Annotated in this window: 21 protein-coding genes and 2 pseudogenes; 13 read left to right on the top strand and 10 right to left on the bottom strand. The window is 61.7% G+C overall.

The window, feature by feature from the left end:
* Positions 1–435 precede the first annotated feature (435 nt).
* Positions 436–618 (bottom strand): annotated as a pseudogene (locus SH591_RS11560) (pirin family protein); the annotation flags it as partial.
* 72 nt (positions 619–690) lie between these two features.
* Positions 691–2,004, bottom strand: coding sequence for an OprO/OprP family phosphate-selective porin (locus tag SH591_RS11555; RefSeq protein WP_324749235.1), 1,314 nt, complete (start codon positions 2,002–2,004; stop codon positions 691–693).
* A 335-nt stretch (positions 2,005–2,339) separates the two neighbouring features.
* On the opposite strand from SH591_RS11555, the pseudogene SH591_RS11550 reads away from it, so the two are divergent.
* From SH591_RS11550 to ureG, 10 genes and pseudogenes are all read left to right on the top strand, one after another.
* Positions 2,340–2,709 (top strand): annotated as a pseudogene (locus SH591_RS11550) (catalase); the annotation flags it as partial.
* Between the two features lie 43 nt (positions 2,710–2,752).
* Positions 2,753–3,229 (top strand): catalase, encoded by a 477-nt coding sequence (locus tag SH591_RS16295; protein WP_416385183.1) that lies wholly within the window; start codon positions 2,753–2,755, stop codon positions 3,227–3,229.
* Positions 3,230–3,417: 188 nt separating this feature from the next.
* Positions 3,418–4,083: an urease accessory protein UreD gene (locus SH591_RS11545; RefSeq protein WP_324749233.1), complete on the top strand. Its 666-nt coding sequence runs from the start codon at positions 3,418–3,420 to the stop codon at positions 4,081–4,083.
* 9 nt (positions 4,084–4,092) lie between these two features.
* Positions 4,093–4,395, top strand: a complete 303-nt coding sequence (locus SH591_RS11540; RefSeq protein ID WP_324749232.1) for an urease subunit gamma — start codon at positions 4,093–4,095, stop codon at positions 4,393–4,395.
* A 15-nt stretch (positions 4,396–4,410) separates the two neighbouring features.
* Complete coding sequence (locus tag SH591_RS11535; protein WP_324749231.1) at positions 4,411–4,989, top strand: HupE/UreJ family protein; 579 nt, start codon at positions 4,411–4,413, stop codon at positions 4,987–4,989.
* Positions 4,986–5,294, top strand: a complete 309-nt coding sequence (locus SH591_RS11530; protein WP_324749230.1) for an urease subunit beta — start codon at positions 4,986–4,988, stop codon at positions 5,292–5,294. Before SH591_RS11535 ends, SH591_RS11530 begins: the two co-directional genes overlap by 4 nt.
* Positions 5,295–5,313: 19 nt before the next feature.
* Positions 5,314–7,026 (top strand): urease subunit alpha, encoded by a 1,713-nt coding sequence (ureC, locus tag SH591_RS11525; protein WP_324749229.1) that lies wholly within the window; start codon positions 5,314–5,316, stop codon positions 7,024–7,026.
* An 83-nt stretch (positions 7,027–7,109) separates the two neighbouring features.
* Positions 7,110–7,526, top strand: a complete 417-nt coding sequence (locus SH591_RS11520) for an urease accessory protein UreE (protein WP_324751373.1) — start codon at positions 7,110–7,112, stop codon at positions 7,524–7,526.
* Positions 7,519–8,256, top strand: a complete 738-nt coding sequence (locus tag SH591_RS11515) for an urease accessory protein UreF (RefSeq protein WP_324749228.1) — start codon at positions 7,519–7,521, stop codon at positions 8,254–8,256. Before SH591_RS11520 ends, SH591_RS11515 begins: the two co-directional genes overlap by 8 nt.
* On the top strand, positions 8,253–8,906 hold the full coding sequence (gene ureG, locus SH591_RS11510) for an urease accessory protein UreG (protein ID WP_324749227.1): 654 nt from the start codon (positions 8,253–8,255) through the stop codon (positions 8,904–8,906). The genes SH591_RS11515 and ureG overlap by 4 nt, the downstream gene beginning before the upstream one ends.
* Positions 8,907–9,071: 165 nt before the next feature.
* Here the strand turns inward: ureG and SH591_RS11505 are convergent, their stop codons facing one another.
* From SH591_RS11505 to SH591_RS11480, 6 genes are all read right to left on the bottom strand, one after another.
* Positions 9,072–9,689, bottom strand: a complete 618-nt coding sequence (locus tag SH591_RS11505) for an FAD-dependent oxidoreductase (RefSeq protein WP_324749226.1) — start codon at positions 9,687–9,689, stop codon at positions 9,072–9,074.
* Between the two features lie 746 nt (positions 9,690–10,435).
* The gene (locus SH591_RS11500; RefSeq protein WP_324749225.1) at positions 10,436–11,209 is read right to left on the bottom strand and encodes an SDR family NAD(P)-dependent oxidoreductase; all 774 of its coding nucleotides are present in this window, start codon (positions 11,207–11,209) and stop codon (positions 10,436–10,438) included.
* Between the two features lie 143 nt (positions 11,210–11,352).
* Positions 11,353–12,255 carry an SDR family oxidoreductase gene (locus SH591_RS11495; protein ID WP_324749224.1) on the bottom strand — a complete coding sequence of 301 codons (903 nt, stop codon included), beginning with the start codon at positions 12,253–12,255 and terminating at the stop codon, positions 11,353–11,355.
* Positions 12,256–12,278: 23 nt separating this feature from the next.
* Positions 12,279–13,436, bottom strand: coding sequence for an acyl-CoA dehydrogenase family protein (locus SH591_RS11490; RefSeq protein WP_322832249.1), 1,158 nt, complete (start codon positions 13,434–13,436; stop codon positions 12,279–12,281).
* Positions 13,424–15,601 carry a 3-hydroxyacyl-CoA dehydrogenase NAD-binding domain-containing protein gene (locus SH591_RS11485; protein WP_324749223.1) on the bottom strand — a complete coding sequence of 726 codons (2,178 nt, stop codon included), beginning with the start codon at positions 15,599–15,601 and terminating at the stop codon, positions 13,424–13,426. The genes SH591_RS11490 and SH591_RS11485 overlap by 13 nt, the downstream gene beginning before the upstream one ends.
* Positions 15,602–15,630: 29 nt before the next feature.
* Positions 15,631–16,836, bottom strand: coding sequence for an acetyl-CoA C-acetyltransferase (locus SH591_RS11480; protein ID WP_324749222.1), 1,206 nt, complete (start codon positions 16,834–16,836; stop codon positions 15,631–15,633).
* A 410-nt stretch (positions 16,837–17,246) separates the two neighbouring features.
* On the opposite strand from SH591_RS11480, the gene SH591_RS11475 reads away from it, so the two are divergent.
* The 3 genes from SH591_RS11475 to SH591_RS11465 all read left to right on the top strand — a co-directional run bounded on the left by SH591_RS11475 (position 17,247) and on the right by SH591_RS11465 (position 22,165).
* The gene (locus SH591_RS11475; RefSeq protein WP_324749221.1) at positions 17,247–19,049 is read left to right on the top strand and encodes a flavin-containing monooxygenase; all 1,803 of its coding nucleotides are present in this window, start codon (positions 17,247–17,249) and stop codon (positions 19,047–19,049) included.
* A gap of 113 nt (positions 19,050–19,162) precedes the next feature.
* Positions 19,163–20,335 carry an aminoglycoside phosphotransferase family protein gene (locus SH591_RS11470; protein ID WP_324749220.1) on the top strand — a complete coding sequence of 391 codons (1,173 nt, stop codon included), beginning with the start codon at positions 19,163–19,165 and terminating at the stop codon, positions 20,333–20,335.
* 198 nt (positions 20,336–20,533) lie between these two features.
* Positions 20,534–22,165, top strand: a complete 1,632-nt coding sequence (locus SH591_RS11465) for a long-chain fatty acid--CoA ligase (RefSeq protein WP_324749219.1) — start codon at positions 20,534–20,536, stop codon at positions 22,163–22,165.
* Here the strand turns inward: SH591_RS11465 and SH591_RS11460 are convergent.
* Positions 22,153–22,731, bottom strand: coding sequence for a TetR/AcrR family transcriptional regulator (locus SH591_RS11460; RefSeq protein ID WP_322832255.1), 579 nt, complete (start codon positions 22,729–22,731; stop codon positions 22,153–22,155). The two genes, SH591_RS11465 and SH591_RS11460, sit on opposite strands and share 13 nt — an antisense overlap.
* A gap of 147 nt (positions 22,732–22,878) precedes the next feature.
* The gene (locus tag SH591_RS11455; RefSeq protein ID WP_324749218.1) at positions 22,879–23,640 is read right to left on the bottom strand and encodes a helix-turn-helix transcriptional regulator; all 762 of its coding nucleotides are present in this window, start codon (positions 23,638–23,640) and stop codon (positions 22,879–22,881) included.
* Positions 23,641–23,652: the final 12 nt, after the last annotated feature.

The following is a 23,652-nucleotide window of genomic DNA, read 5'->3' as shown; positions in this document are numbered from 1 at the left end:
GACTTCCGGCGTTTGGAAGGAAGATATTCGACAGCGCAACATGAGCTAACGGTCGTTTGCTTGAAAGTCGCATCCCGGCGGCGATCTCGCCATTTCAATTTCTTAATAATAACATTTGGAGAAAACTCTTGAATACTCTGAACGCTGCACATCGATTTACGGAGTATAATAATCGTCCTGGTCGCGCACAGCAGGTGAAAGCAGCAGCTATCCCCCAGTGGCATGCTCGAGCCCCCTGGGGCTCCTTCCCTGCCGCAAGCGATTTCTCGGACGAAAATAAGGTGGAGCAGGCACCACCGCATTACCTCGGCGTGGTATTGATTATCCTCTTCCAGGTAACAATGCTTGGGCTCATCCTTCACACTGTCTAGAGCTTCCTCGGCGCAACACGACACGCGCCATAGCTTCGTTGCCGCGGCCCCTCCCTTGAACTGATTACTCGGCGTTAACGAGGACGACTTCGCTGTCCTCGCGGGCATTCACTCGAAGCGTGTCGACTTCTCCGATTGCCGCGCCATCGCGGGCATTCACACGGACGCCGTCGATCTCGACCGATCCGGTTGCCGAGACGAGATAGCCCCTGCGGTCTTTGCCGATTGGATACTCGACCGTCTCGCCAACCTAGGCGGATCGTACGGCCCCTTCAGACGCAACGTGGGGGGCGAACAGCTCCTCGAGACTCGCTGTGCCTCACCAATCGACCGCGCCGCGGACCGCGAAGAGGTTGTGCTTGAGGTCGGGCCCGATCAGCCGGTCGGTCTCGGCATGGATGAAGTTCCCGCTCACCCGCACCCGCGTGACGGGGAACCAGTTGAGGACGATGCCGTAGGTCGTGAGCCTGCCGCCGAGCAGGTTGCCGTCGTCAAGATCGACATGGGTGAAGCGCACCCCGGTTTCGAACGCGCCGGCGCCGCCGTCGGCGAACGAGCGGTCGGGCTTTACGCGGCCGAACGTGCCGGAGGCGACGTCATAGGGACGGGATTCGCCGGTCCACCGCCAAGAAGCCTGTGCTGATACACCCCAGAACAGCGGACCGGCGGTCGCGCCCTCGTAGCTCAGCGCGCCGCCTTCGGCCTGGACGGTGAAGGGACCGTGGGCGAAGGCGAGCTCGGCGCCGCCGAACATGCCGTGGTCGGGGTCGAAGACGCCGGTGTCGAGGACGGTCGGTGCGCGATTCAATTCCGGCTTCTGCGTGATCCGCACCGATCGTTCGCTGCTGGAGGGCTCGGAATAATAGCCGGAGACGGCGACGTGCAGCACGTCGTCGCCGGGGAGAAGATCGGCATGGACCCGCCCGCTCGCCAGCCAGGCCTCGGCCCGGTCGGTATCGAGCGCCCGGTCCTCACGCTCGCCGAACAGCCCTACCCGCACGCCCCAGTCGCGGCCGGCATGATGGACGCCGGCCCCGATCCGGCGGCCGGGGGCGAACACGCTCGCATAGGCCGAACGCTCGAGGAACAAGGTGTGGACGTCCGAGGTAAGATCGTCGTTCGTGTTGGACGGCTTGAAATGGCCGACCACGAGTTCGGTGTCCGGATCGATCTCGTATCCAATCAGCACGTCCTGCAGGCTGACGTCGTTGCCGGCGAAATCGGCCTCGGCGAGGTAGCGGAACCCGCCGCCGAGCTTGCCCTCGGCGCCCAGGTAGAAGCGCCGTATCTGGGTCCCGAACGAGACATCCTCGCCGCTGCCGAGCGAGGCATCGACCTGAACGCGCCCGCGCAGCTTGATCGTGACCTCTTCGCCCTCACCGGACGCTTTGGCCTCGCTCTGCGCAGGCGCCGGCGCACTCGCGCCGGGCGGCGGTGCCTGAGCGCTGGCGGGTTGCGGATCGGGCACACGCGCCAGAAGCCGCTGCACCTGATCCTCGAGCTGGCGGATACGATCGTCCTGTGCGCGAACCTTGGCTTCCAGGCCTTGTATGTCTGTCGGTTTAGGCGCTGCCCAGGCAGCCGCCGACGCCGCTGCGGCAAGCGCGGTCCCGGCGCGTAGAACAACCGACATAAAAGTTGCGGATGTCATGTGGGACCCTCAGCCTCCGAGGCGGTCGACCATAACAGCTGGACTACATGGACACTGGAGCACTCGTAATCGCGCCACACACCTGACTCGAATGGGCTTGCTGACAATGTACCCCACATTCATGCACGAGGAAATCAGTAGCGCCCCGACGATGGCGACGGCGACGCCAACACGAGGCCGAGGTCGGCGATCTGCTCGAGCATATAGGCAGGAACGCACTCGACGGCCGGACGTTTGTTCGTTCTTGGCCGTTTCGCACGGAAATCGGACGCTCGGGTAGCGTTTTGTGGGCCTCTCCTTCCGGCGATCTTCGCGAGATGGAGAGCATTGTGGAAGACCGTGAGAATGACGAAAACGCCCGCATCCTGACAAATCGTCAAGGGCACCCAATTTCCCACAACCAGTCCACACGCACCGTTGGCTCGCGCGGTCCCGCTACGCTGGAAAACTACCAGTTCCTGGAGAAGATCACGCATTTCGACCGAGAACGAATCCCGGAGCGCGTCGTCCACGCGCGCGGCTTTGTCTGCTATGGGGAGCTTGAGGTCACTGGAAAGATCGGCGACGAGCCGGCGTCAAAATACACGCGGGCCATCGTGTTCCAGACGCCCGGCAAGAAGACGCCGCTCGCTATTCGCTTCTCCACCGTCATCGGCGGACGGGATTCCTCTGAAGTCGCACGGCAACTGGGACCTGGTTGGCAACAACCTCGCCGTCTTCTTCATCCGCGATGCGAATCAAATTCCCGGACGTGATCCACTCTCTAAAGCCCGACCCGGTGACGTTTCGGCAGGAGCCAAACCGGATCTTCGACTTCATGAGTCAGACTCCTGAATCGATGAAACTGCTGACTCACCTGCTCAGTCCGCGTGGAGTTCCAGCGAGCTACCGGCACATGGAAGGGTTTGGGGTCAACACCTACAAGATGGTCAACGAAGCCGGTGGCACTGAGTGCTCGCTACTAGGCTGGCGGCGTGACTCTGGGCCGCGCGTCGGCATGGCAGGCGACACCCAGAGTCGGTCATCCACCACGTACCGACTGCTCGCCGGAATCGAGCGCTCATTCATGTGCCGCTCTTCGGCTTATTCTGGCCGGAAGCCGCCCGTCTGCTCTTCGGAGGCTGCAGCCACTGCCTGGGTGAACCATTGCGCGGTTCAGCGGTTCACCTGCTGCGAAGTCATTTCGCGAGCGAGGCGCCCTCGATGAACGCTGCCACGTCGCCAGCCAGTTCGAGTAAGCCGTCCCCCGCGCTTCCAAGGGCGCGTGGGGAGTTGAACGTCAGTTTCCGCCGCGCTCGTGACGGAGAAACCCGCGTCTCCCACTTCTATCAATCGGGTTGCCTGAAGGCTCGGCTCCCGCGTTCTGGCTCAAGTTTAATTCCCGAACTGGCGCTGATGAACATCAGCGGTGGTCTCACCGGCGGCGATCGCCTATCGATCGAGGTCGCCGTGGGTGAAGGGGCCAGCGCGACCGTTACCACTCCTGCGTGCGAGCATATTTATCGTTCGGCCGGCGGTGACGCCTCCATCGAGCAACGTCTTCGGGTCGACCGCGCTGCGCGGCTCGACTGGATTCCTCAGGAGACCATCGTTTTTGATCGGGGTCGTGTGCGACGGAGGCTCGAGGTTGAACTCGCGCATGATGCCGAGATCACGATCGCAGAGACGCTGATATTCGGGCGCGCGGCGATGGGTGAATCCGTAAAGCAAGGCAGCCTTTCAGACTTCTGGACGGTCCGTCGCGACGGGCACCTACTCTATGCGGACGCCATCCGGATCGACGACCCCGTGGCTTCGACTCTAGGCTCCTCCGCGACCCTAAACGGCCACAAGGCGTTCGCGTCGCTGCTGCACGTCGGGCGCGATCTGGCGGCCAAGCGCGACGAGCTTCGTGCCGCGTTCAGCCTCGCTCCCGGAAGCCCGGCTGGCGCCAGCATCATCGGCGATATCCTCGTGGCGCGGGTGGCAGCGCCGATCGGCGCCTCGTTGAGACATTCCATTATTCCAGCGCTAGCCTGCTTGCGGGCGCCCCTCCCTCTCCCACGGTTCTGGTCCTGCTGAGGTAAGACAATGCTGCTGACGCCCCGCGAGAAGGACAAGCTCTTGGTAGCGATCGCGGCCAGTGTCGCCCGGCGAAGGCTCGAACGGGGCCTCAAGCTCAACCATCCCGAGGCCGTGGCGCTGATCAGCGACTTCATCGTGGAGGGCGCGCGCGACGGACGCTCGGTTGCAGACCTGATGGAGGCCGGCGCCCATGTCATCGAGAGAAATCAGGTGCTGGAGGGCGTGCCGGAGATGATCCCGAGCGTCCAGGTTGAGGCGACCTTCCCGGACGGCGTGAAGCTCGTTTCCGTGCACGAACCCATTCGTTGAGAACAGGAGGACCGAATGCCCGTTCGTCTTTTTCTTGCCGGAGCAGCACTGATGGTGCTGGCTGCGCCGGCTCTCGCTCACCCGGCCCTTGACGGCCGGACCGACGGGTTCGTGGGCGGCGTGGCGCATCCTCTGCTCGGGCTCGATCACGTCGCAGCGATGATCGCGATCGGGCTATGGGCCGCCGTTCTCGGCCGAAAAGCTACGCGGCAGGTTCCGGTTGCCTTCGTGGCTGCGATGGTCGGAGGTTTCCTTCTCGCTGCCTCAGGCGGCTCCCTCCCCGGCGTCGAACCCGGTATAGCGGCCTCCGTCCTCATCCTCGGACTTCTGATCGCGGCCGCCGTGCGCCTGCCGCTCGCCGCTTCGATGGGCCTCGCGGGCCTGTTCGCCGTCTTCCACGGCCATGCCCACGGCTCTGAGACAAGCGGTAACGCGCTGGCGATCGGCCTAGGCCTCGGCACCTCGACAATCCTGCTGCTCGCCGCCGGGCTCTGGGTCGGAACCTCGCTGGCGCAGCGGCGCCCGCCGTTCGCGCGCGGCCTCGGCGCAGCTATCGCCGGCTTCGGTCTCGTGCTCGTCGGAGGTTTGGCATGATACCCGGCGAGTTTTTCTTTGAAGACGGCGAGGTCGAACTCAACATCGGCCGGCCCACGACCACGCTGCACGTCGCAAATCGCGGCGACCGCCCGGTACAGGTCGGTTCCCACTATCATTTCTCGGAAGCGAACGATCATCTCGACTTCGATCGCGACAAGACGCGCGGGCTCCGGCTCGACATCCCCGCAGGCACCGCTGTGCGCTTCGAGCCTGGCCAATCCCGCGACGTGACGCTGGTCCCATTCGGCGGCGCACGCCGTATTTTCGGGTTCAACTCCGAGGTTAATGGCGCTCTCGACTAGAGCCTGAAGGGAGAGGTGCATGGCCTACCGAATGTCGCGCCCGGATTATTCCGCTATGTTCGGTCCGACAGTCGGCGACCGGCTTCGCCTAGCCGACACCGAACTAATCATCGAGATCGAACGTGACCTCACCATGAATGGCGAGGAAGCACAGTTCGGCGGCGGCAAGGTGGTTCGCGACGGCATGGGCCAGTCGCAGACGACGCGCGCCGAAGGCGCAGTCGACACTGTCATCACCAACGCGATCATCATCGACCATTGGGGAGTCGTGAAGGCCGACATCGGCATCAAGGATGGGCGGGTCTCGGGCATCGGCAACGCGGGCAACCCGGACGTCCAGCCGGACGTGGACATCGTCATCGGCGCGGGGACCGAGGTGATCTCGGCCGAGGGGAGGATCGTCACTGCGGGCGCGATAGACACCCACATCCACTTCATCTGCCCACAGCAGATTGATGAGGCGCTGAGCGCAGGCGTAACGACAATGGTCGGCGGCGGAACTGGACCTGCCACGGGCTCCACTGCCACCAACTGCACCCCAGGACCTTGGCATATCAGTCGCATGCTGCAGGCCCTGGACGGCGCCCCCGTCAACGTCGCGATCGCCGGGAAGGGAAGCTCCTCCCGGCCCGAGGCCCTCATCGAGCAGATTGAAGCTGGCGCCTCCTGCCTCAAGGTACATGAGGATTGGGGCTCGACGCCCGCCGCCCTCGACTGCTGCCTCTCGGTCGCCGACGATCATGATGTTCAGGTGATGCTCCACGCCGATTCCCTGAACGAGGCCGGGTTCGTCGAGACGACCATTGCCGCGATCAAGGGACGCACGCTCCATGCTTTCCACACCGAAGGGTCCGGCGGAGGTCATGCGCCCGACATCATCAAGCTAGCCGGGTTTGCCAATGTCCTCCCCTCCTCCAACAACACGACGAGGCCGTTCACGGTCAACACGATCGACGAACATCTCGACATGCTGATGATCGTTCATCACCTCAACCCGAAGATCCCGGAGGATCTCGCCTTCGCCGAAAGCCGCATCCGCAAGGAAACCATCGCTGCCGAAGACATCCTCCACGACATGGGCGCCTTCTCGATCGTGGCTTCCGACAGCCAGGCGATGGGCCGCGTCGGCGAGACGATCATCCGTACCTTCCAAACGGCGCACAAGATGCGTCTGCAGCGCGGCCGCCTGCCCGAGGAGACCGGCGACAACGACAATTTCCGGGTGAAGCGCTACATCGCCAAAGTCACAATCAACCCCGCCACGACGCACGGTCTGGCCGAGCATATCGGCTCGGTTGAGGTCGGCAAGTTCGCCGATCTCGTTGTCTGGAATCCAGCGTTCTTCGCGGTGAAGCCGGATCTCGTTCTTAAGATGGGCATGATCGCCAGGGCCATGATGGGCGATCCCAACGGGTCGATATGGTCACCCCAGCCGATGCACAGCCGCCCTATGTTCAGCGCTTTCGGGCGAGCTACGAGCGCATCCGCGTTGATCTTCCTGAGCCCAGCTGCCCATTCGAGGGGCGTCGGCGAGAAACTGGCTCTCACCAAGCCGACTTTGCCGGTGAGCAACACCCGAGGAGGTCTGACCAAAGCCGCCATGGTGCACAATTCAGCGACCCCTCACATCGAGGTTGATCCGGAAACCTATGAAGTGCGCGCGGATGGCGAGTTGCTGACCTGCGAGCCTGCCGAAATGCTGCCGATGGCGCAGCGCTATTTCCTGTTCTGACCGGAGAGACGGGCTTGCCCAGATTAACCTGCAATGAAACCCTGCCCTCCGGCGCCTGGGATGAGTCGACCGCTGTCGACACCGTGGTGCTGGACTTTAATGATCGCCATCGTCGGCGTCTAACGATGACTGGAGAAGCGGGCCTTGGCTTCCTGCTCGATCTTCCAAGGGCGCGGGCTCTCCGTGACGGCGATGGGTTGGTGCTCGCGAATGGCTCGATAGTCCGCGTGAGCGCCGCGTCGGAGCCGCTTATCGAAATCACTGCGGCGGACCTTCCAAGCCTCGTGCGGATCGCATGGCATCTCGGTAATCGCCACTTGCCGACCCAACTCCTCGGTGACCGCCTGCGGATTCGGAGAGACCATGTCATCGCTGCCATGGTGGAAGGTCTGGGCGGTAAGGTCGTGCGCGTTGATGCTGCATTCGATCCGGAAGGTGGCGCTTATGCCGGCACCGACGGCGCCAGTCGCAGTCATCACCATCATGTCGATCATGACTAAGATGGACATCTCCGCCAGCACGGTTGAGCCGCGAGCGCCCGGAATGGCGCTCTCTCATGAGGGGCTCGTCAAGCTCCAGACGTGGTTCTCCCCTGCCTTTCCGATCGGCGCTTTCAGCTACAGCCACGGGCTCGAGCGGGCGGTCGAGGTCGGCGACGTCCAGACTGCGCGCTCGCTGGCGGACTGGATCGAGGGTCTCCTGCGCTATGGCGCCGGAAGGTCGGACGCTATCATCCTTTGCGAGATCTGGCGCGCGGTCATGTCCTTGCGTTGGGCGGATGCGCGGGAAACCGCCGAGCTTGCTGCGGCGCTGCAACCCAGTGCCGAACGAAGGTTGGAGAGCCTCAGCCAAGGGGCGGCATTCCAGACGGCGGTCAGGGCGGCCTGGCCGCATGCTGCCATAGATGAGTTCGCCGAAGCCTGTCCCGTCCAGGTCGCGTTGCCTGTCGCTTGTGGTGTTGCCTCAGCTGCTCATGAGCTGCCGCTCGAGGCGGTGATCGTCGCTTATCTCCATGCATTTGCTGCAAATCTCGTCGCCGCCGGCGTGAGGCTCGTACCGTTGGGGCAGACGGACGGGCTGAGAGTCTCGGCCGAGCTGGAGCCCACGATCCTTGCGATTGCGGACGAGGCCATGGCGGCAGACCGCGAGGATATCGGTTCGGCCTGCATCCTCGCCGACATTTCGTCCATGCTCCACGAAACCCAGTATACGAGGCTCTTCCGCTCATGAACTCGAATTACGGCCCTCTGCGCATCGGTATCGGCGGCCCCGTCGGCTCAGGCAAGACTGCCCTGATGGAATGTCTTTGCAAGGCAATGCGAGACCACTACGACATCGCCGCGATCACCAACGACATCTATACGAAGGAAGATGCCGAGATCCTGACGCGCGCCGAAGCCCTGCCGCGCGAACGCATCATGGGCGTCGAAACGGGCGGGTGCCCACACACTGCGATCCGCGAGGACGCGTCTATGAACCTCGCCGCGATTGACCAGATGAACGCCCGTTTCCCCGACCTCGACATCGTCCTAATCGAGTCCGGCGGCGACAATCTCGCTGCCACCTTCAGCCCAGAGCTTGCGGATATCATGATCTACGTGATCGACGTCTCCGCCGGCGAGAAGATTCCTCGCAAGGGTGGTCCCGGCATCACCCGCTCGGACCTTCTCATCATCAACAAGGTGGACCTTGCGCCCCATGTCGGAGCTAGCCTCGAGGTGATGGATCGGGACGCCAAACGGATGCGTGGCGAGCGCCCTTTCCTGTTCACGAATTTGAAAACGCAAGATGGCCTCGATCGAGTGATCGAATTCATCGAGAAGGCCGGCGGCCTGCGGAGCAGACAAAACGCAACTCGAGAAGAGGATGTCGGCGGATGACATTCTCGAGCTGCAAAGTTCCTGGACGGTCCCGTGCTTAGCACGATCTTACCCGTACTCTAAACATCGAACTGCGAAGGGGGCCGGTCAACCCTTCTTTTCGCTCAGCGCTCCGTCGACCGAAAGGTCTCAGGTACCTATCGATGCGAGACCGGGAGGCGCATGCTAGTGCGTGCGTGCAGGCACCTGCGAATAGAGCGTGCCCAAACCTTCTGCCATTGTCGGGTGGGTCATGATCGCATCCCGAAAACGGGTAAAGGGCAATTCTGCCATCATCGCCGTTTGCACGGCGGCCATAACCTCGCCTGCCTCGTGCCCGACCATTGTGAACCCGAGAATGCGATCGTCATCCATGCGGACGACCGTCTTCATGAATCCCTGATCGTCGCCCGTCGTCCGCGTCCTGAGCACGGCGGTTATCGGCAGTTTGGCGACCCGCACCGGAATGCCTCTGCGTTCGGCCTCGCCCTCGCTCAACCCGACGCGTGCGAGAGGTGGATCGATGAACATGCAATAAGGAACGAGCCGGTTGCGTGTGGTGCGATCTCCTCCGGCCAGATTGTCGCGAATGACCCGAAAATCGTCGAGAGACACGTGCGTGAACTGCGGACTGCCGGCGCATTCCCCGATCGCCCAGACGCCGGGCGCGCTGGTCTCCAGCCGCTCGTTCACGGCAATATAGCCCCTGTCATCTAGCGCGACACCGGCCTCCTCAAGGCCGATCCCCGTGGTGTTCGGGCGTCGTCCAGTTGCGATGAGGATGTCGGTCGCAGGCGTGCGCACGACCAGCTGATGGTGGCGCCGGACCGCCCCTCGACCCGGAGCGTCTCGGCCGGCCGACCTGCGAACGGCGCTCAATGACGACGTCGTACGTCAGCAGGCGGCGTCGACGCTGGCCTCCCTCATCGAGAGCGTGACGATCTATCCTGGGGATGGTGCGGGCCCAGAGGCGGAGGTCGTGGCTTCGATCACGACGCTGATGGCCTTGGCCGCAAACGAAAACTCCCCCGGAGCCGGTGGGTTCCGAGGGAGTTCTGTATTGTTGGTTGCGGGAGCAGGATTTGGCCTTTGCAGAACTCGTGTTCGGCTGACGGACCACGCAATCGTGATCAACAGAGAGGGACGGTCAGAATAACCGTCTCTGGCGCCACGCTCGGCCGACTTTCGGCTCGACTTGGCCGAACGCGGCCGTCCCGCTTGTGCATCGCCGATGCGGAAAGCTGCCCTTTCGGTTTTTTCGAGCAGCTGGCGCAGATGCTCACCACCTCCGTCAGGCACTGCCCGGTTCAGATTTCCTGGGTGCAAGGCGTCGCGATAACGCACAACGATGGGCTTCCTGCGGTGCCCTTCACAATAAGGCTGCACAGCCGCGCATCCCGCCACTTGAGGTTAGGGGATCGCCCCTTGCGTGCACGCCACTAACCGAGCCTAGACCCACCCACTTCGCAGGGCAGGCAGGAACAGGAGTTCACTGCCCCAGCTTTAAACTAGCATCTTGATGATACCGGCGTGCCGCAAGATGCGGATAGTCAGTAAATGACTGAGGACAAACCACCGTCGACCGGCAAGGAAACTCCCGTCACAAAAGACGCTAGATCTGAGCCGAGCCAGCAAACCGCCTCGCCGATCTCGGCGGGCTTGCCCAATCGCCGCAACGGAGTGTTCTGCCCAAAGACAGAGTTGGCGCTGTCATCTCCAACCGGTCCGAGTGCCATCATTTGCGTGGCGACGAAGCCGGGGCAGACGGCATTAACTCGAATGCCGTCTGGACCAAGGGCATCCGCAAGGGAAGCAGCCATCATTCGGACAGCGCCCTTGCTTGACGAATAGGCGACGGCGCGCCCAAATCCACGCATCCCGCCGATACTGGACGTCAGCACAATGCTTCCGGACTTCTGCTTGTCTTTCATCTGAGCCGCAGCGGCCTGAGCGGAATACAAGACCCCGTCGGCATTAATGCTCATGACCCGCCGGTAACCTTCTATGGTGACGTCCGCGCCATCCGCGTCAATTAAGATACCAGCGTTGCATGCCATCAGGTCTACGCCGCCCAGTTCCGCCGCCACCGCCATCAGGCCGGCAACGCTCTCCGGCCGGGAGACGTCAGTCTCGCAATAATGCGCTGTAGCCCCGTGCTGCCGTAGCTCTTCAACGATCGGCTGACCGCCCTCCCGCGGTGTCTCTCGAATGTCGCCGACTACAACGGCTGCCGCGCCGTGCCGTGCTGCCGCCAGAGCTATTGCTCGCCCTATCCCGCTCGATCCCCCGGTGACGACAACGACTTTGCCATCCAGCATCCTCATCCGCGGTTCTCCCAAATAGTGGCCGTCTTCGCAGAGAAGGCTTCGCCACGGCTGCAGCTAGACCGAATAGCCCTTTGGCCGTCTTGCACCGAGACGCTGAGCTTGGCAGCTCGCGCACATCGGCGAGCCGAGAAAATTGCTCGCTAGAGCGCGATGTGCAGCCCGATCTTGTGACCGAGGACTGCAAAGGTATCGTTGATGCGTTCAGGGTACAGCACGTGATCGAACGACTGGACTTCGTCCCAGCGCGCGTTGAGGGATTCAGCGGTGAGCGGGGCGCCCTTGTCAAAGAACGCGCCGGCCGACTGCTGCCAGCGTAGCCGCGTGACCCAGCCACCCCCGACCTCGAACACCTGCCCCGTCTCCTGGGCATCCTCGTGGCAAAGGCGCACGGCGAGCGGCGTCACCAATTCGGGCTTCAGCGCATCGAGCAGTGGTTCCGGGAACACTGTTGCGGTGATGCGCGAACCCGCCGTCGGTGCGATCGCGTTCACATGAATGTTGCGCTCGCGGCCTTCCACCGCGAGCGTCTGGGCGAGGCCAACCAGGCCAAGCTTCGCGGCCGCGTAATTCGCCTGTCCGAAATTGCCGTAGAGCCCCGCTGCCGACGTGGTCATAAGTACACGGCCGAACTGCTGCTTACGCATGTGAGGCCACGTGGCACGAGTCACCCGGTACGAGCCTTCGAGGTGGACGCGATAGACCAGGTCCCAATCCTCATCGGTCATCTTGGCGAAGCTTGCGTCGCGCAGAATTCCGGCGTTGTTGATCACCACATCGATCCGTCCGAAGTGGTCGAGCGCCGCCTCCACGATCCGCGGGCCCTGTTCGACGCTGTCGCTGCTGGCCGCCGCTTCGCCGCCGCCTTCGACGATCTCGTCTGCCACACGTTGCGCCAGCGACGCATCGGCCCCCTCGCCTCTCAGCCCGCCGCCAAGATCGTTGACTATCACGCGTGCGCCGCGCCGGCCGAATTCGAGCGCGTGTGCGCGGCCAAGGCCCTGCCCCGCCCCAGTAACGATCACAACCCGCCCATCAAACCGCATGTCGATGTTCCTTTCACGCGACCCTAGTGCATCTTGCGTTCGTCGAGCCCTAGGCTGCGGCCGATGATCTCCTTCATGATTTCCGACGTGCCCGCGAAGATGCGGCTAATGCGCGCGTCGGTGTACATGCGGCTGATGCGGTACTCGTCCATATAGCCAGCCCCACCGTGGAGTTGGACGCACTCGTCCATTACCCGACCCTCAATTTCGGAAGTCAGCAGCTTCGCGGTAGATGCGTCCTCCGGGCTCAGATCGCCGTCGTTGAGGAGTAGCACGCACTGGTCGACGAAAGTCTGGGCCATGTCGAGCTCGGCGCGCATGGACGCCATCTTGAAGCGCGTGTTCTGGAAGGCACCAATTGGCTTTCCGAATGCGCGGCGCTCCTTCACATATTCGAGCGTCAGGTCGAAAGCGGTTTGGGCTGTCGCTACGAAGCCGATCGCCGCGACCAGCCGTTCCTGCGCAAGGAAGCGTGCCAGATATTTGAAGCCCGATGCAGGGTCGCCTAGCACATTCGCTTTTGGGACGCGTACATCGCTGAAGAAAAGCTCGGCCGTATCCTGCGACTTCAGGCCCATCTTCGCCAACTTGCGGCCGCGTTCAAAGCCGTCCATCCCCCGCTCAACGACGAACAACCCAAGGCCATGCTTGGACGACGGGTCGGTACGCGCAGCGACGATAATCAGGTCGGAGAGAATGCCGTTCGAGATATAGGTCTTGGCTCCATTCAGGAGCCAATAGTCGCCCTTGTCCTCAGCTCGGGTTTTCATGCCGGCAAGGTCGGACCCCGCCGACGGCTCGGTCATCGCAATGGCGAGAATCGTTTCCCCGCTGACGATGCCAGGCATCCAGCGTTGCTTCTGCTGATCGTTTCCGAGCTTGGCTATGTACGGAGCGACCAGATCGCTGTGCAGGTTGATGTAAAACCCGATGTCTCCGTGCCGCATATTTTCTTCGATGATGATCTGCTCGAAGCGAAAATCATCGACTCCGGCGCCGCCATATATCGGGTCGGCCCAGGTGCAGAGCAGACCCTGCGCCCCCGCCTTCACGTAGAGCTCCCGGTCGACGGCCCCCTGCTCGCGAAAGCGCTCGCCATGCGGCGCAACCTCGGCTTCCATGAAGCCGCGCACGCTGTCCCGGAACTGCTCGTGCTCCGGCTCGAAAATCAGGCGGCGCATGCCGGCTCCAAAATCTTTGCCGCGACGGTGTCAGCATAGAAGCCCTCGCCTCTCGCAGCCTTCTCACGAAGCCACGGCGAAGGCAGAAAGCGCGCCCCGTATCGCTGGGCGAGCATGTCAGCCTCCGCGACAAATCTCTCGATCCCGACCGTGTCGATGTAGCTGATCGTACCGCCAGTCCACAGCGGGAAGCCCCAGCCGTAGACGGCGCCAAGATCGGCGTCCTGCGGAGTCTCGAGCACGCCCTCTTCCAGACACCGCGCCGTTTCCATGGCTTGCGCGTACAGAAAGCGCTTCTTCAGCTCCTCGAGGTCGGGCTGACTGGCTGACGGGGGGAAGACCTCCGAGAGGCCCTTCCAGAGCTGCTTCTTGCCGCCTTCCGGATAATCGTAGAATGCGCCTCCGGATTTGCGGCTGCTGCGCCCGAGTGCCTGCATCCTCTGCATGACCGGTGTTCCCGCAGGCGGCACAAAGCTGGAGCCTTCCTGCTCGATCGCCTGCTGAACGATCTTCAGCGGCAGGTCGATCGTTACCTCGTCGAGGAGCGCGAGCGGCCCAACTGGGAGGCCCGCTGACCTGGCGGCATTCTCGATGAGTGCCGGCTTGATGCCATCCGCCAGCATCGCGGCGCCCTCGTGGATGAGCATCTGGAAAACCCGGCTGGTGTAGAAGCCGCGGCTGTCGTTGACGACGATCGGCGTTTTCCTGATCTGCGCGACGAAGTCGAGGCTTCGCGCCAGCGTCTCGGGCGCCGTCGCCTTCCCCAGGATAACCTCAACCAGCTGCATCCGCTCGACGGGCGAGAAGAAGTGCAAGCCTATGAACTGACCGGGACGCACGGAGGCTTCAGCGAGCCCCGTGATCGGCAAGGTGGACGTGTTGGTGGCGAAGATCCCGGTCGGCGGAACCACCGCTTCGGCCTTCCTGGTCACGTCGGCTTTGATACCGATATCTTCGAACACCGCCTCGATGATGAGCTCGGCGCCCGAAAGTTGGCCATAATCATCTGTCGGCCGGATTCGCGCCAGCACCGCATCGGCAGACGCTTGCGTCGACCTTCCCTTCTCCACCGCCTTGCCGAGCACCTTGACAGCATAGTCCTTGCCCCTCTCGGCCGCTGCGACATCGCGGTCGATCAGAACAACTTCGATGCCGGCCTGCGCCGCGACGAGCGCGATACCTGCACCCATCATGCCCGCACCGAGGATTCCGACCTTGCGCACTTCTTTCTTGTCGAAACCTTCCGGCCGACGCGCGCCCTTCTCCGCCCCCTGCTTCGAAATGAAGCTCGTCCGGATGATGTTCCGCGCGACCGGATCCGTTAGGAGCGTGGCGAAGTATTTGCTCTCGACGGAGAGCGCCCGATCGAAGGGAAGCTGCACGCCTTCGAACACACAGGAGAGGATCGCGACCGGAGCCGGCAGGTTGTAGCCGGACTTGCCCGCCACGCCGGCCGTCGCCATCGTGAACGTGGCTGCCGCCTCGGGAAGCACCATTCCGCGACTCTCGGGCAGTACGAAGCCTTTTCGATCCCAGACCTGCTCGGCGCCCTCAGCCGAAAGGATGAGCGCCTTGGCCTTTGTGATCAGCTCGTCCGTCGTTACGATGGCATCGATGACCTTAAGCTTCAGGGCTTCCGCGGGTTTTACCAGGCGCCCCGACAGAAGCAGGTCAAGCGCCGCCTTCACGCCTGCGATGCGGGGCAGGCGCTGCGTGCCGCCCGATCCGGGCAGCAGACCGACGTTGACCTCCGGCAGGCCGACGACCGCCTTGGGATGCTCCACGAGCACACGAAAATGGCAGGCGAGCGCCAACTCGAAGCCGCCGCCGAGGCAAAGTCCGTTGATGGCAGCCGCCACGGGTTTGCCCATCGTTTCGAGCGCCCGGTGCATCGCACTCGCCCTCTGGCTGAACGCATAGGCTTCGCGCCGGCTGAGCTTGCCGTAGCCGTCGACGAGGAGTTTCAGGTCGGCGCCTGCCATGAATGCCGTCTTGCCCGAGGTGATGACGAGGCCCTTGACGGCGTCGTCGGCTTTCACCTCGGCAATCGCCTCGCTCATTTCCGCGAGCCAGGAGTCGGTTACGATGTTCATCGACTCGTCGGCGTTGTCGAGGGTGAGGACGGCGATCCCGTCGGCGCCCTTTTGCAACTTGATATGACGCATGATGTGCTTCTCGCTTTTGTAGAGGCTCGTCAGACGCGCTCGATGATCGTCGCAGTGCCCAGGCCGTTACCGGCGCACAGCAGCGTCATGGCGGTATTGAGATCGCGGCGCTCGAGTTCGTCCAGGACGGTGCCGAGAATCATCGCCCCCGTGGCGCCGAGCGGATGGCCCATGGCGATTGCGCCGCCATTGACGTTCACGCTGTCATGATCGAGATCGAGGTCGCGCATGAAGCGCAGCACCACCGAAGCAAACGCTTCATTGAGCTCCCACAGATCGATTTCGTCCTTGGCAATGCCGGCGTTCTTCAGCGCCTTCCGCGCGACATCGGCAGGAGCGGTCAGCATGATCGTCGGATCGGAGCCGATCGAGGCCCAGGCACGGACCCGGGCGCGGGGTTTCAGACTCGCGGCCTTGCCGAACTCCGCACTCCCGAGCAGGACGGCACCGGAGCCGTCGACGATCCCCGAACTGTTGCCGCCGGTGTGAACGTAGGAAAGTTCTTCAATCTCCGGATAGCGCTCGCGCGCCACCCGATCGAACCCAAGAGCGCCTAATGCGGGAAAGGCCAGCTTTAGCGAGCCCAAGCTCTCGACCGTCGTTTCCGGGCGCATGTGCTCGTCGCGGTCGAGGACGACCTCTCCGAGCACGTCCCTCACGGGAACCAGCGACTTGCCGAAGCGCCCCTCGCTCCAGGCCTCGGCCGCACGGCGCTGGCTCTCCGCGGCGTAACTGTCGACATCCTTCCGTGAATAGCCGTCCAGCGTCGCAATGAGCTCGGCGCCAATACCCTGCGGCGCAAAATAATTGTGGAAGGCGACCCGCGGGTCGGCGGCCCAGGCACCGCTGTCATAGCCCATTTGGACGCGGCTCATCGACTCCACGCCGCCCCCGATGCCTGCCTGCGCCATGCCGGAGGCGATCTGGCCCGCGACATTGTTGACCGCCTCCAGCCCGGAGGCGCAGAAGCGGTGGATCTGCTGCCCCGCGACGGATTTCGCATAGCCGGAGTTCACGACAGCGGCTCGCGCCAACCCCCCCCCTTGCTCGGCCACGGGTTGTGCACAGCCGATGACAACGTCGTCGAGAAGCGCGGTGTCGAGGCTGTTTCGATCGCGGATCGCCTCGAGCACCTGCGTCGCTAGCTGAACCGCCGGAATTTCGTGAAGGGCACCGTCTGGTCGCCCCCGACCGCGCGGAGTTCGTACGTGATCGTAGATGAAGACATCCGCCATTGTTCATCCGTCCCTGGATCTCGCGCGCGCCCGCTAAGTTCGTTGTGCGCTGGCGGCTGCACCGTCCCACATGACCTTAGCGAAACGCCGCTGGAACGGGCCTAACAAGCTTCCCGAGCGAGTTCTTGCATATAGGCGCTACGCCACGCCTCCAGTGAGAGATCGGCGTTTGACAGGGCCCCACGATCTACAATGACCTCCGCACCGATCTAGCGGCGATCACGACCTTCTGGACCTCTGCTCAGGCTGAAAACCACAGGTGGGATCGTCGTCGCTATCCGACGCAGGCTCAGCCGATGCTCGCGTCCTCATCATGATGACAGACGCGCCGAGGCACACAGCATGTGGGAACAAGATGCCCATCGACCGATACTCTACTTCAAACTCGTGATGTACCAGGACTGCTCTGAATGGGGGTGCCGGGCGCCGCCGAGCACTTACGCCCAAGCGCGGCAACCAACGCCGGCGCGATCGCCGCGTCGAGCTCACTTAATTCGCGCACTTCAAATCGCATCGTTCGGCTCAAAGCAGGAACTAGAGAAATGACGAGCACGCTTGCCTCAGCCAACACTACGGAACTTGACGTGGCCATTGTCGGCGCTGGGTTCGCCGGACTCCACATGCTCTATCGTGCGTTAAACAGCGAGCGGAACGTGAAGCTGTTCGAAGCCGGGAGTGGTGTCGGCGGCACCTGGTACTGGAACCGGTATCCCGGTGCGCGGGTGGACATCGAGAGCTTGGAATATTCGTATTCTTTCTCGGAGGAACTGCAGCAGGAATGGAAGTGGTCCGAGCGATATTCGGCTCAACCCGAGTTGCTTCGATATGCCAATCACGTAGCGGATCGTTTTAATCTGCGGCCACATATCCAGTTTAACAGCCCTATTGCCTCGACCATCTATGACGAGCAAGCCCAGCGATGGACCCTCACAACGACAGCAGGTGAGAAAATACGAGCTAAGTTCTGCATCTTGGCTACCGGCTTGCTGTATATTCCTAAAGCGGTGCCCATTGACGGTCTTGAGAACTATGAGGGCATGCAGCTGTTCACCTCTCAGTGGCCAGAGGACGTCGACCTCAGCGGCAGACGGGTGGTTGTAATCGGCACCGGCTCGACTGGCGTGCAGTGCATTCAGGAAATTGGCAAAGTCGCCTCTCATCTGACGGTCCTGCAAAGAACCCCTTCTTTTTGCATCCCAGTGCGAAATCGGCCGACCGATCCTGACTTCGATCGCGCTATCAAGTCGCAGTACAAGGAAATACGTGAGAAGCAGCTTCAGACATTAGCTGGGTTTCTCCCGCTGACTTTCATGGACTCGCCAAACCCGACCAAGAACGCCATGGATGTGAGCGACGAGGAGCGGCAGTCCGTCTATGACGAGCGCTGGGCAGCCGGTGGCTTGAGCTTCTACACCGCGTTCAAGGACCTGCTGGTTGATCCTGCAGCCAACGAGACCTTGGCCGAGTATGTGAGAAACAAGATCCGCGAGCGAGTCAAGGATCCGGAAACTGCAGAAAAGCTCGTTCCAAAAGGCTTTCCAATCCTTGCGCGTCGGCTGGCAACCGAGACCGACTACTACGAGACATTCAATCAAGACAATGTGACTTTAATAGATGTCAACGAGGAGCCCATCCAGCGGGCGACGCCGGATGGGATTGTCGTGGGTGAAAAGTTTATTCCCTGCGATGTGATCGTCTTTGCAACCGGCTTCGACGCCCTAACCGGCGCTATCGAGAACATCGACATCCGCGGGCGCGGCGGGGAGACGATCAAGGAGCACTGGGCGGGCGGTGTCGAAACCTATGCTGGCCTCATGTGCCATGGATTTCCAAACCTGCTATTCATGAATGGCCCAGGCAGCCCAAGCGGGTTCTGGGCTCCCATCCAGATCGCCGAATACCAAGCCGACTGGATTGAGCGGTGCTTCGATTTTCTTGAGCAGAACGGCCTTGAGAGCATTGAGCCCACCGTTGACGAAGAGAAACGCTGGTCAAGGATCGTTGCCGAACTCGCGGATCAGACGCTATTTACTAAGGTGAAGAGCTGGTACCAAGGCGACAATATCCCGGGAAAGCCCCATCGGATGATGATATATCTCGGTGGCTATGCTGGCTATCGAGAAGAGTGTGAGCAGGCAGTCGAAGAGGGTTACAGCCGCTTCATTCTGACCAAGCAGAGCGCCACCGAGCGACTTAAAGCTTTAAGTAGCTGAAGGCGGCATCGACACTGCCGCATTGATAAATTCCAGCAGACGGCGGGGGCCCTTGGCTTCTCGAGGGATTTTCAGGTGCTGGACAGCAGGCGTGGTGCTCAAGGGGCTGGCGGATGGACGAAATTAACCTAACCGAGCAGATCACAAGCGCCTACCGGCGCGACCTCGCTGCGGGACGGACCGTCATCCACTGCCGGGAAGTTCCCCCATTCTACGATGCGATCACCCCGCAATGGCTGACTGAAATCCTTTGCAGGAATGTTCAAGGTGCTGCGGTAACACGATTTTCCTTCGACAATGTCTATAACGGCACAACAAATCGCCGAAGACTCTTGTTGGAGTACAACACAGCAGCCGAGTCGGACGGGCTGCCGCCAAGTGTCTTCTGTAAAGCGACCTTCGATCTTCCTAATCGGATCTTGTTGTCTTCCTCTGCAGCCTTCAGCGAGGTTACCTTTTTCAACCGGCTCCGAGGCGAGCTGCCGATCGACTGCCCATCAGCGCTTTTCGCGGCCTATGATCCTGAATCCTGGGCCTCAATCATCGTTATGCGCGACCTCACAGGCGACGTGGAATTCTGCTCCGAGGAGACGGTTGTCGGCCATCGCGAAGTGCGCAGCCAGCTAAGGCTGCTCGCGACGATGCACGCACGATTTTATGAAAGTCCGCGGTTTCATGCAGATTTGGCCGACATCATCCCCTTCCACAGGCGATTTCACGACCTCAACAAACTGCACGGCATAGGGGCCTGTTCTCGCCGTGGGCTTCACGCAGCGGAGGAAGTGGTGCCGCCGGCCCTTTTCGCAATGGGTGATCGGGTGTGGGAAGCGACAGAACGAGCGGTCGCTTGGCAGGAAGGGCAGCCAGAAACATTCACGCATGGCGACGTCCATCTCAAGAACTGGTATCGGCGACGGGACGGAGCGATGGGGATTGGCGATTGGCAGGCAAGCGGTCGGGGTCATTGGGCACGTGACCTCGCCTATCTTCTCGGTACGGCACTGCGACCCGACACCAGGCGCAGCAACGAACGAGCCTATCTTACGGTCTACTTAGATCTTTTGGCAGAAGCTGGCGGACCGCGTCTTGAGTTTGACGATGCTTTTGTAATGTATCGCGCACAGATGCTGACGGCACTGGCATGGTGGACGATGACACTTATTCCATCTGACGCGATGCCCAAAATGCAGCCTGTTTGCACGACCCGCCTTTTCGTTCACCGCCTTTCAACAGCGTGCGACGACTTGGACTCGGTTGGCGCGGTAAACTCTCTGTGCGGGGTGTAGTCGTCAGGGCTAGCAGACGCTACTGCTCGGGCCGTCGCGACGTAAGCTCCCGCCCGGACCCAGCACCTCCATGTCCCAGGCAATCGGCGAGGCTTCCAACCGGTTTGCTCTCGCATTGATGGCGGCTGCCCGGTAGCCGCCCAAGACAAGAATCCTCAGGGCGCCGGAAATAGAACGGAGTCGAGGAGAACGACATCTATGCCCCGCTCAATGCAGGAGCACCCGCTTCTTATAAAGCAGCTGATCCAATTCGCGTCGCGAGAGCACGCGAACCGTGAAGTGGTCACGATGACGGCCCAGGGGCTCGTCCGCTCCAACTATCAAGACATTGAGCGAAGGGCACGGCAGCTCTCGTGTAGCCTCGTCCGGCTCGGCATTCGAATGGGCGATCGAATCGCGACTCTGATGACCAACAGCCAATGGCACTTCGAACTCTATTATGGCGTGAGCTGCATGGGTGCAATTTGCCACACGATCAATCCTCGCCTGTTCCTTCAGCAACTCGTCTACATCATTGGCGATGCCGACGACCGGGTGTTGTTCGTGGACAGGGACTTTTTGCCCCTGGTTGAGGAAATCGGAACGCAGATCGGTTCCGTCACGGACATTGTCGTGGTTGGCGGGTTGCCGCAATCCACGCGCTTCCCCGGACGCATACGTCTCCACGACTACGAAACCTTCCTTGCCGAGGGGAATTCAGAGTACGAGTGGCCCGACTTCGACGAGCGGCTTCCATCCTCGCTTTGCTATACGTCCGGCACTGCCGGAAATCCGAAGGGTGTGCTCTACACTCATCGGTCAACTGTGCTTCACGCTTATGCGGCGAACTCGAAGGATGCTTTCAATCTCGGTGCGGCAGATGTCGTACTGCCGCTGGTGCCAATGTTTCATGCCAATTGCTGGGCCTTCCCCTACACTTGCCCAATGGTCGGCGCGAAACTGGTCTTTTCGCAGCTCTCGCTTCTTGACGGCCCCTCAGTGACACGGCTGATCCAACAGGAGAAGGTCACCTTCGCGGTCGGCGTGCCCACAATATGGGCAGCGCTGCTCCGACACTTGCAGGACACTGGAGAAGCAATCCCGACGGTCGAACGACTGCAGGCAGGCGGTGCCGCCTGCCCGTTTCCGATCGTCCACCAATTCTACAGTGAATTCGGGATCCCGGTCATCCACGGCTGGGGAATGACGGAGACCAGCCCCATCGGCGCGATTAATCGCGAGAAGCCTGACATGGCAGACTGGCCGATCGAACAGCGGCTTGCCAACCAGCGCAAACAAGGCCGGGGTATCTGTGGGATCGAGATGAAGGTGGTTGACGACCAAGGGAAGGAAGTTCCTCGGGACGGCGTGACCAGCGGCACGCTCATGGTCCGCGGGCACTGGGTGGTCGAAGCGTACTTCGGACAGAGTGAAGCCGCGCTCGACAATGGCTGGCTGGATACCGGCGACATTGCCACAATCGACCAACTCGGCTTCATGGAAATTGTCGATCGCGCGAAGGATATCATTAAATCGGGAGGCGAATGGATCAGCTCGGCGAAGCTCGAGCAGATTGCAATGGAACTGCCCGGCATCACTCGGGCGGCAGCCATTCCAGTCCCACACCCGAAGTGGGACGAGCGCCCCCTTCTTCTAGTCGTCGCGCAGTCGGACCTGCCCCTAGACCGCCAGCAGGTTCTGGATCATTTCCAGGGCAAAGTAGCTCGCTGGTGGGTCCCAGACGATGTCGTTTTCGTCCCGGAACTTCCGCAGACAAATACTGGGAAACTCATCAAGACAGGCCTTCGCGCCGCCTATGCCCGTCATTACGACGCCCGTCAGGAGGGCTGACCTCCAAAGTCCATTTTGAGTGGCATCGCCTCAAGCGCTTCGCGACGCTCATTGTTCAGGAGCGATCCCCAATCGTCGCGTGTGACGTGAACCAGCAACGCCGTGAGCCCGTATCGTATGTGAGCCCGAAAGTGCTCATGATTGAGCTCCCCCTGTGCCCACATGTCGATCGAGCCGATAAACTGTATCATCAGCCCACGTGCGAGCGCATCGCGTGCACGATCATCTCCCAGATATCCGCCTCTTTGAAGCGGTAGCAGCGCGTTACGCCAATAGTTCAGGGCACGGTTCATGTAGGCGGGGCGATACAGGGGGTCCGGGACTCCAATGAGGTAGAGGTAAAGCGGACGATAGTAGTTCGGGTCGGCGATGAAGAAATCGGCTGCCGCCTTGCCGGCGAAAACAACGACTTCGTGTGGCTCCATCAGCGCTGTCGCTTCGTCGAACCCTAAGAAGATTCTGTCGAGAGAGCGTGTCAAGAGCGCGTAGAGGATGGAGCTCTTACCGCCGAAGATGTTGTAAGGCGTTGCTGGGCTCACCCCTGAACATTCGGCAAGCTTCAGCATGGTGAAGTCAGTTGAATTCGCTCCACGGATGAGCGTCTCCGCGGCGTCGAGTATCGCCTGACGCCGAAGCTGGCCCTGCCGGCTGCGCGGCGCATTCGGTCGCCGCTCGCTAACCTCGCCGAGTCCTACCTCACTCACAGATCCGCCTCACGAGGGGTACGCGTTGCCAGCTGCCAAGCCTGCAAGTGCCACGCGGAAGTCTTCAGGCGCCATGATTTCGACCAGGTCACGCGGTCTAATTCCAAAAAAATGGCGGATCGAATGGCAAAAATGGGTGGAATCCGCATAACCGGCCGACAGCGCCGTCTCGACCAAGCTTTCGACGTTCTTGGCTAGTGGCATGACTCCCCGCGCCCGCTTCCAAGCGCAGTACCGGCGGAACGTGGTTCCAGCTTCCGCTCGGAATAGATGCGAGAAACGGGAAACGGACAGCCCGATGGCTTGCGAATGATAATCGGCGGAATGCTTCTCCGAGGGGCTCGCGCTGATCTGCCCGGCCACGTCTCGCACCCGCGCGTCTAGCTTACGGCTAGCCAGCTCCCGCCCAAAGAATAGGCGGTCGAAGGCGGCACAATCTTCTAATTGTTCGGCCCCGTCGCTAAAGCCTGCCAGTATCTGCTCGGCGACGCGCCTCTGCTGCGAAATGGTCAGGAGTCCGTCCGGAAAGACGGGATCGTTGAACGTTTCGGGCTCGATAACAAGCTGGGCCCCGAATCTGTCATCGCTGATAACCTGATGTGGCTCATATGCGGGCACATACGCGCTGATCGCCTGTCGCTCGGTGCCCGCGATGCGCAGTGTGAACGCCTTGTCGACCGACACGTAGATGGTAGCCGCACCCATGACCCGAACGTCATGAGTCCCGAAACGCCCAAGGTAGGCAAGCCGTCCGACCGTCCCAACCATCATAGCAGGGGCTCC

The organism is Sphingomonas sp. LY54 (genome assembly GCF_035594035.1).
GTDB lineage: Bacteria > Pseudomonadota > Alphaproteobacteria > Sphingomonadales > Sphingomonadaceae > Allosphingosinicella.
The sequence above is the reverse complement of the archived record's forward strand: the minus strand, read 5'-3'. Positions and strand labels throughout refer to the sequence as shown.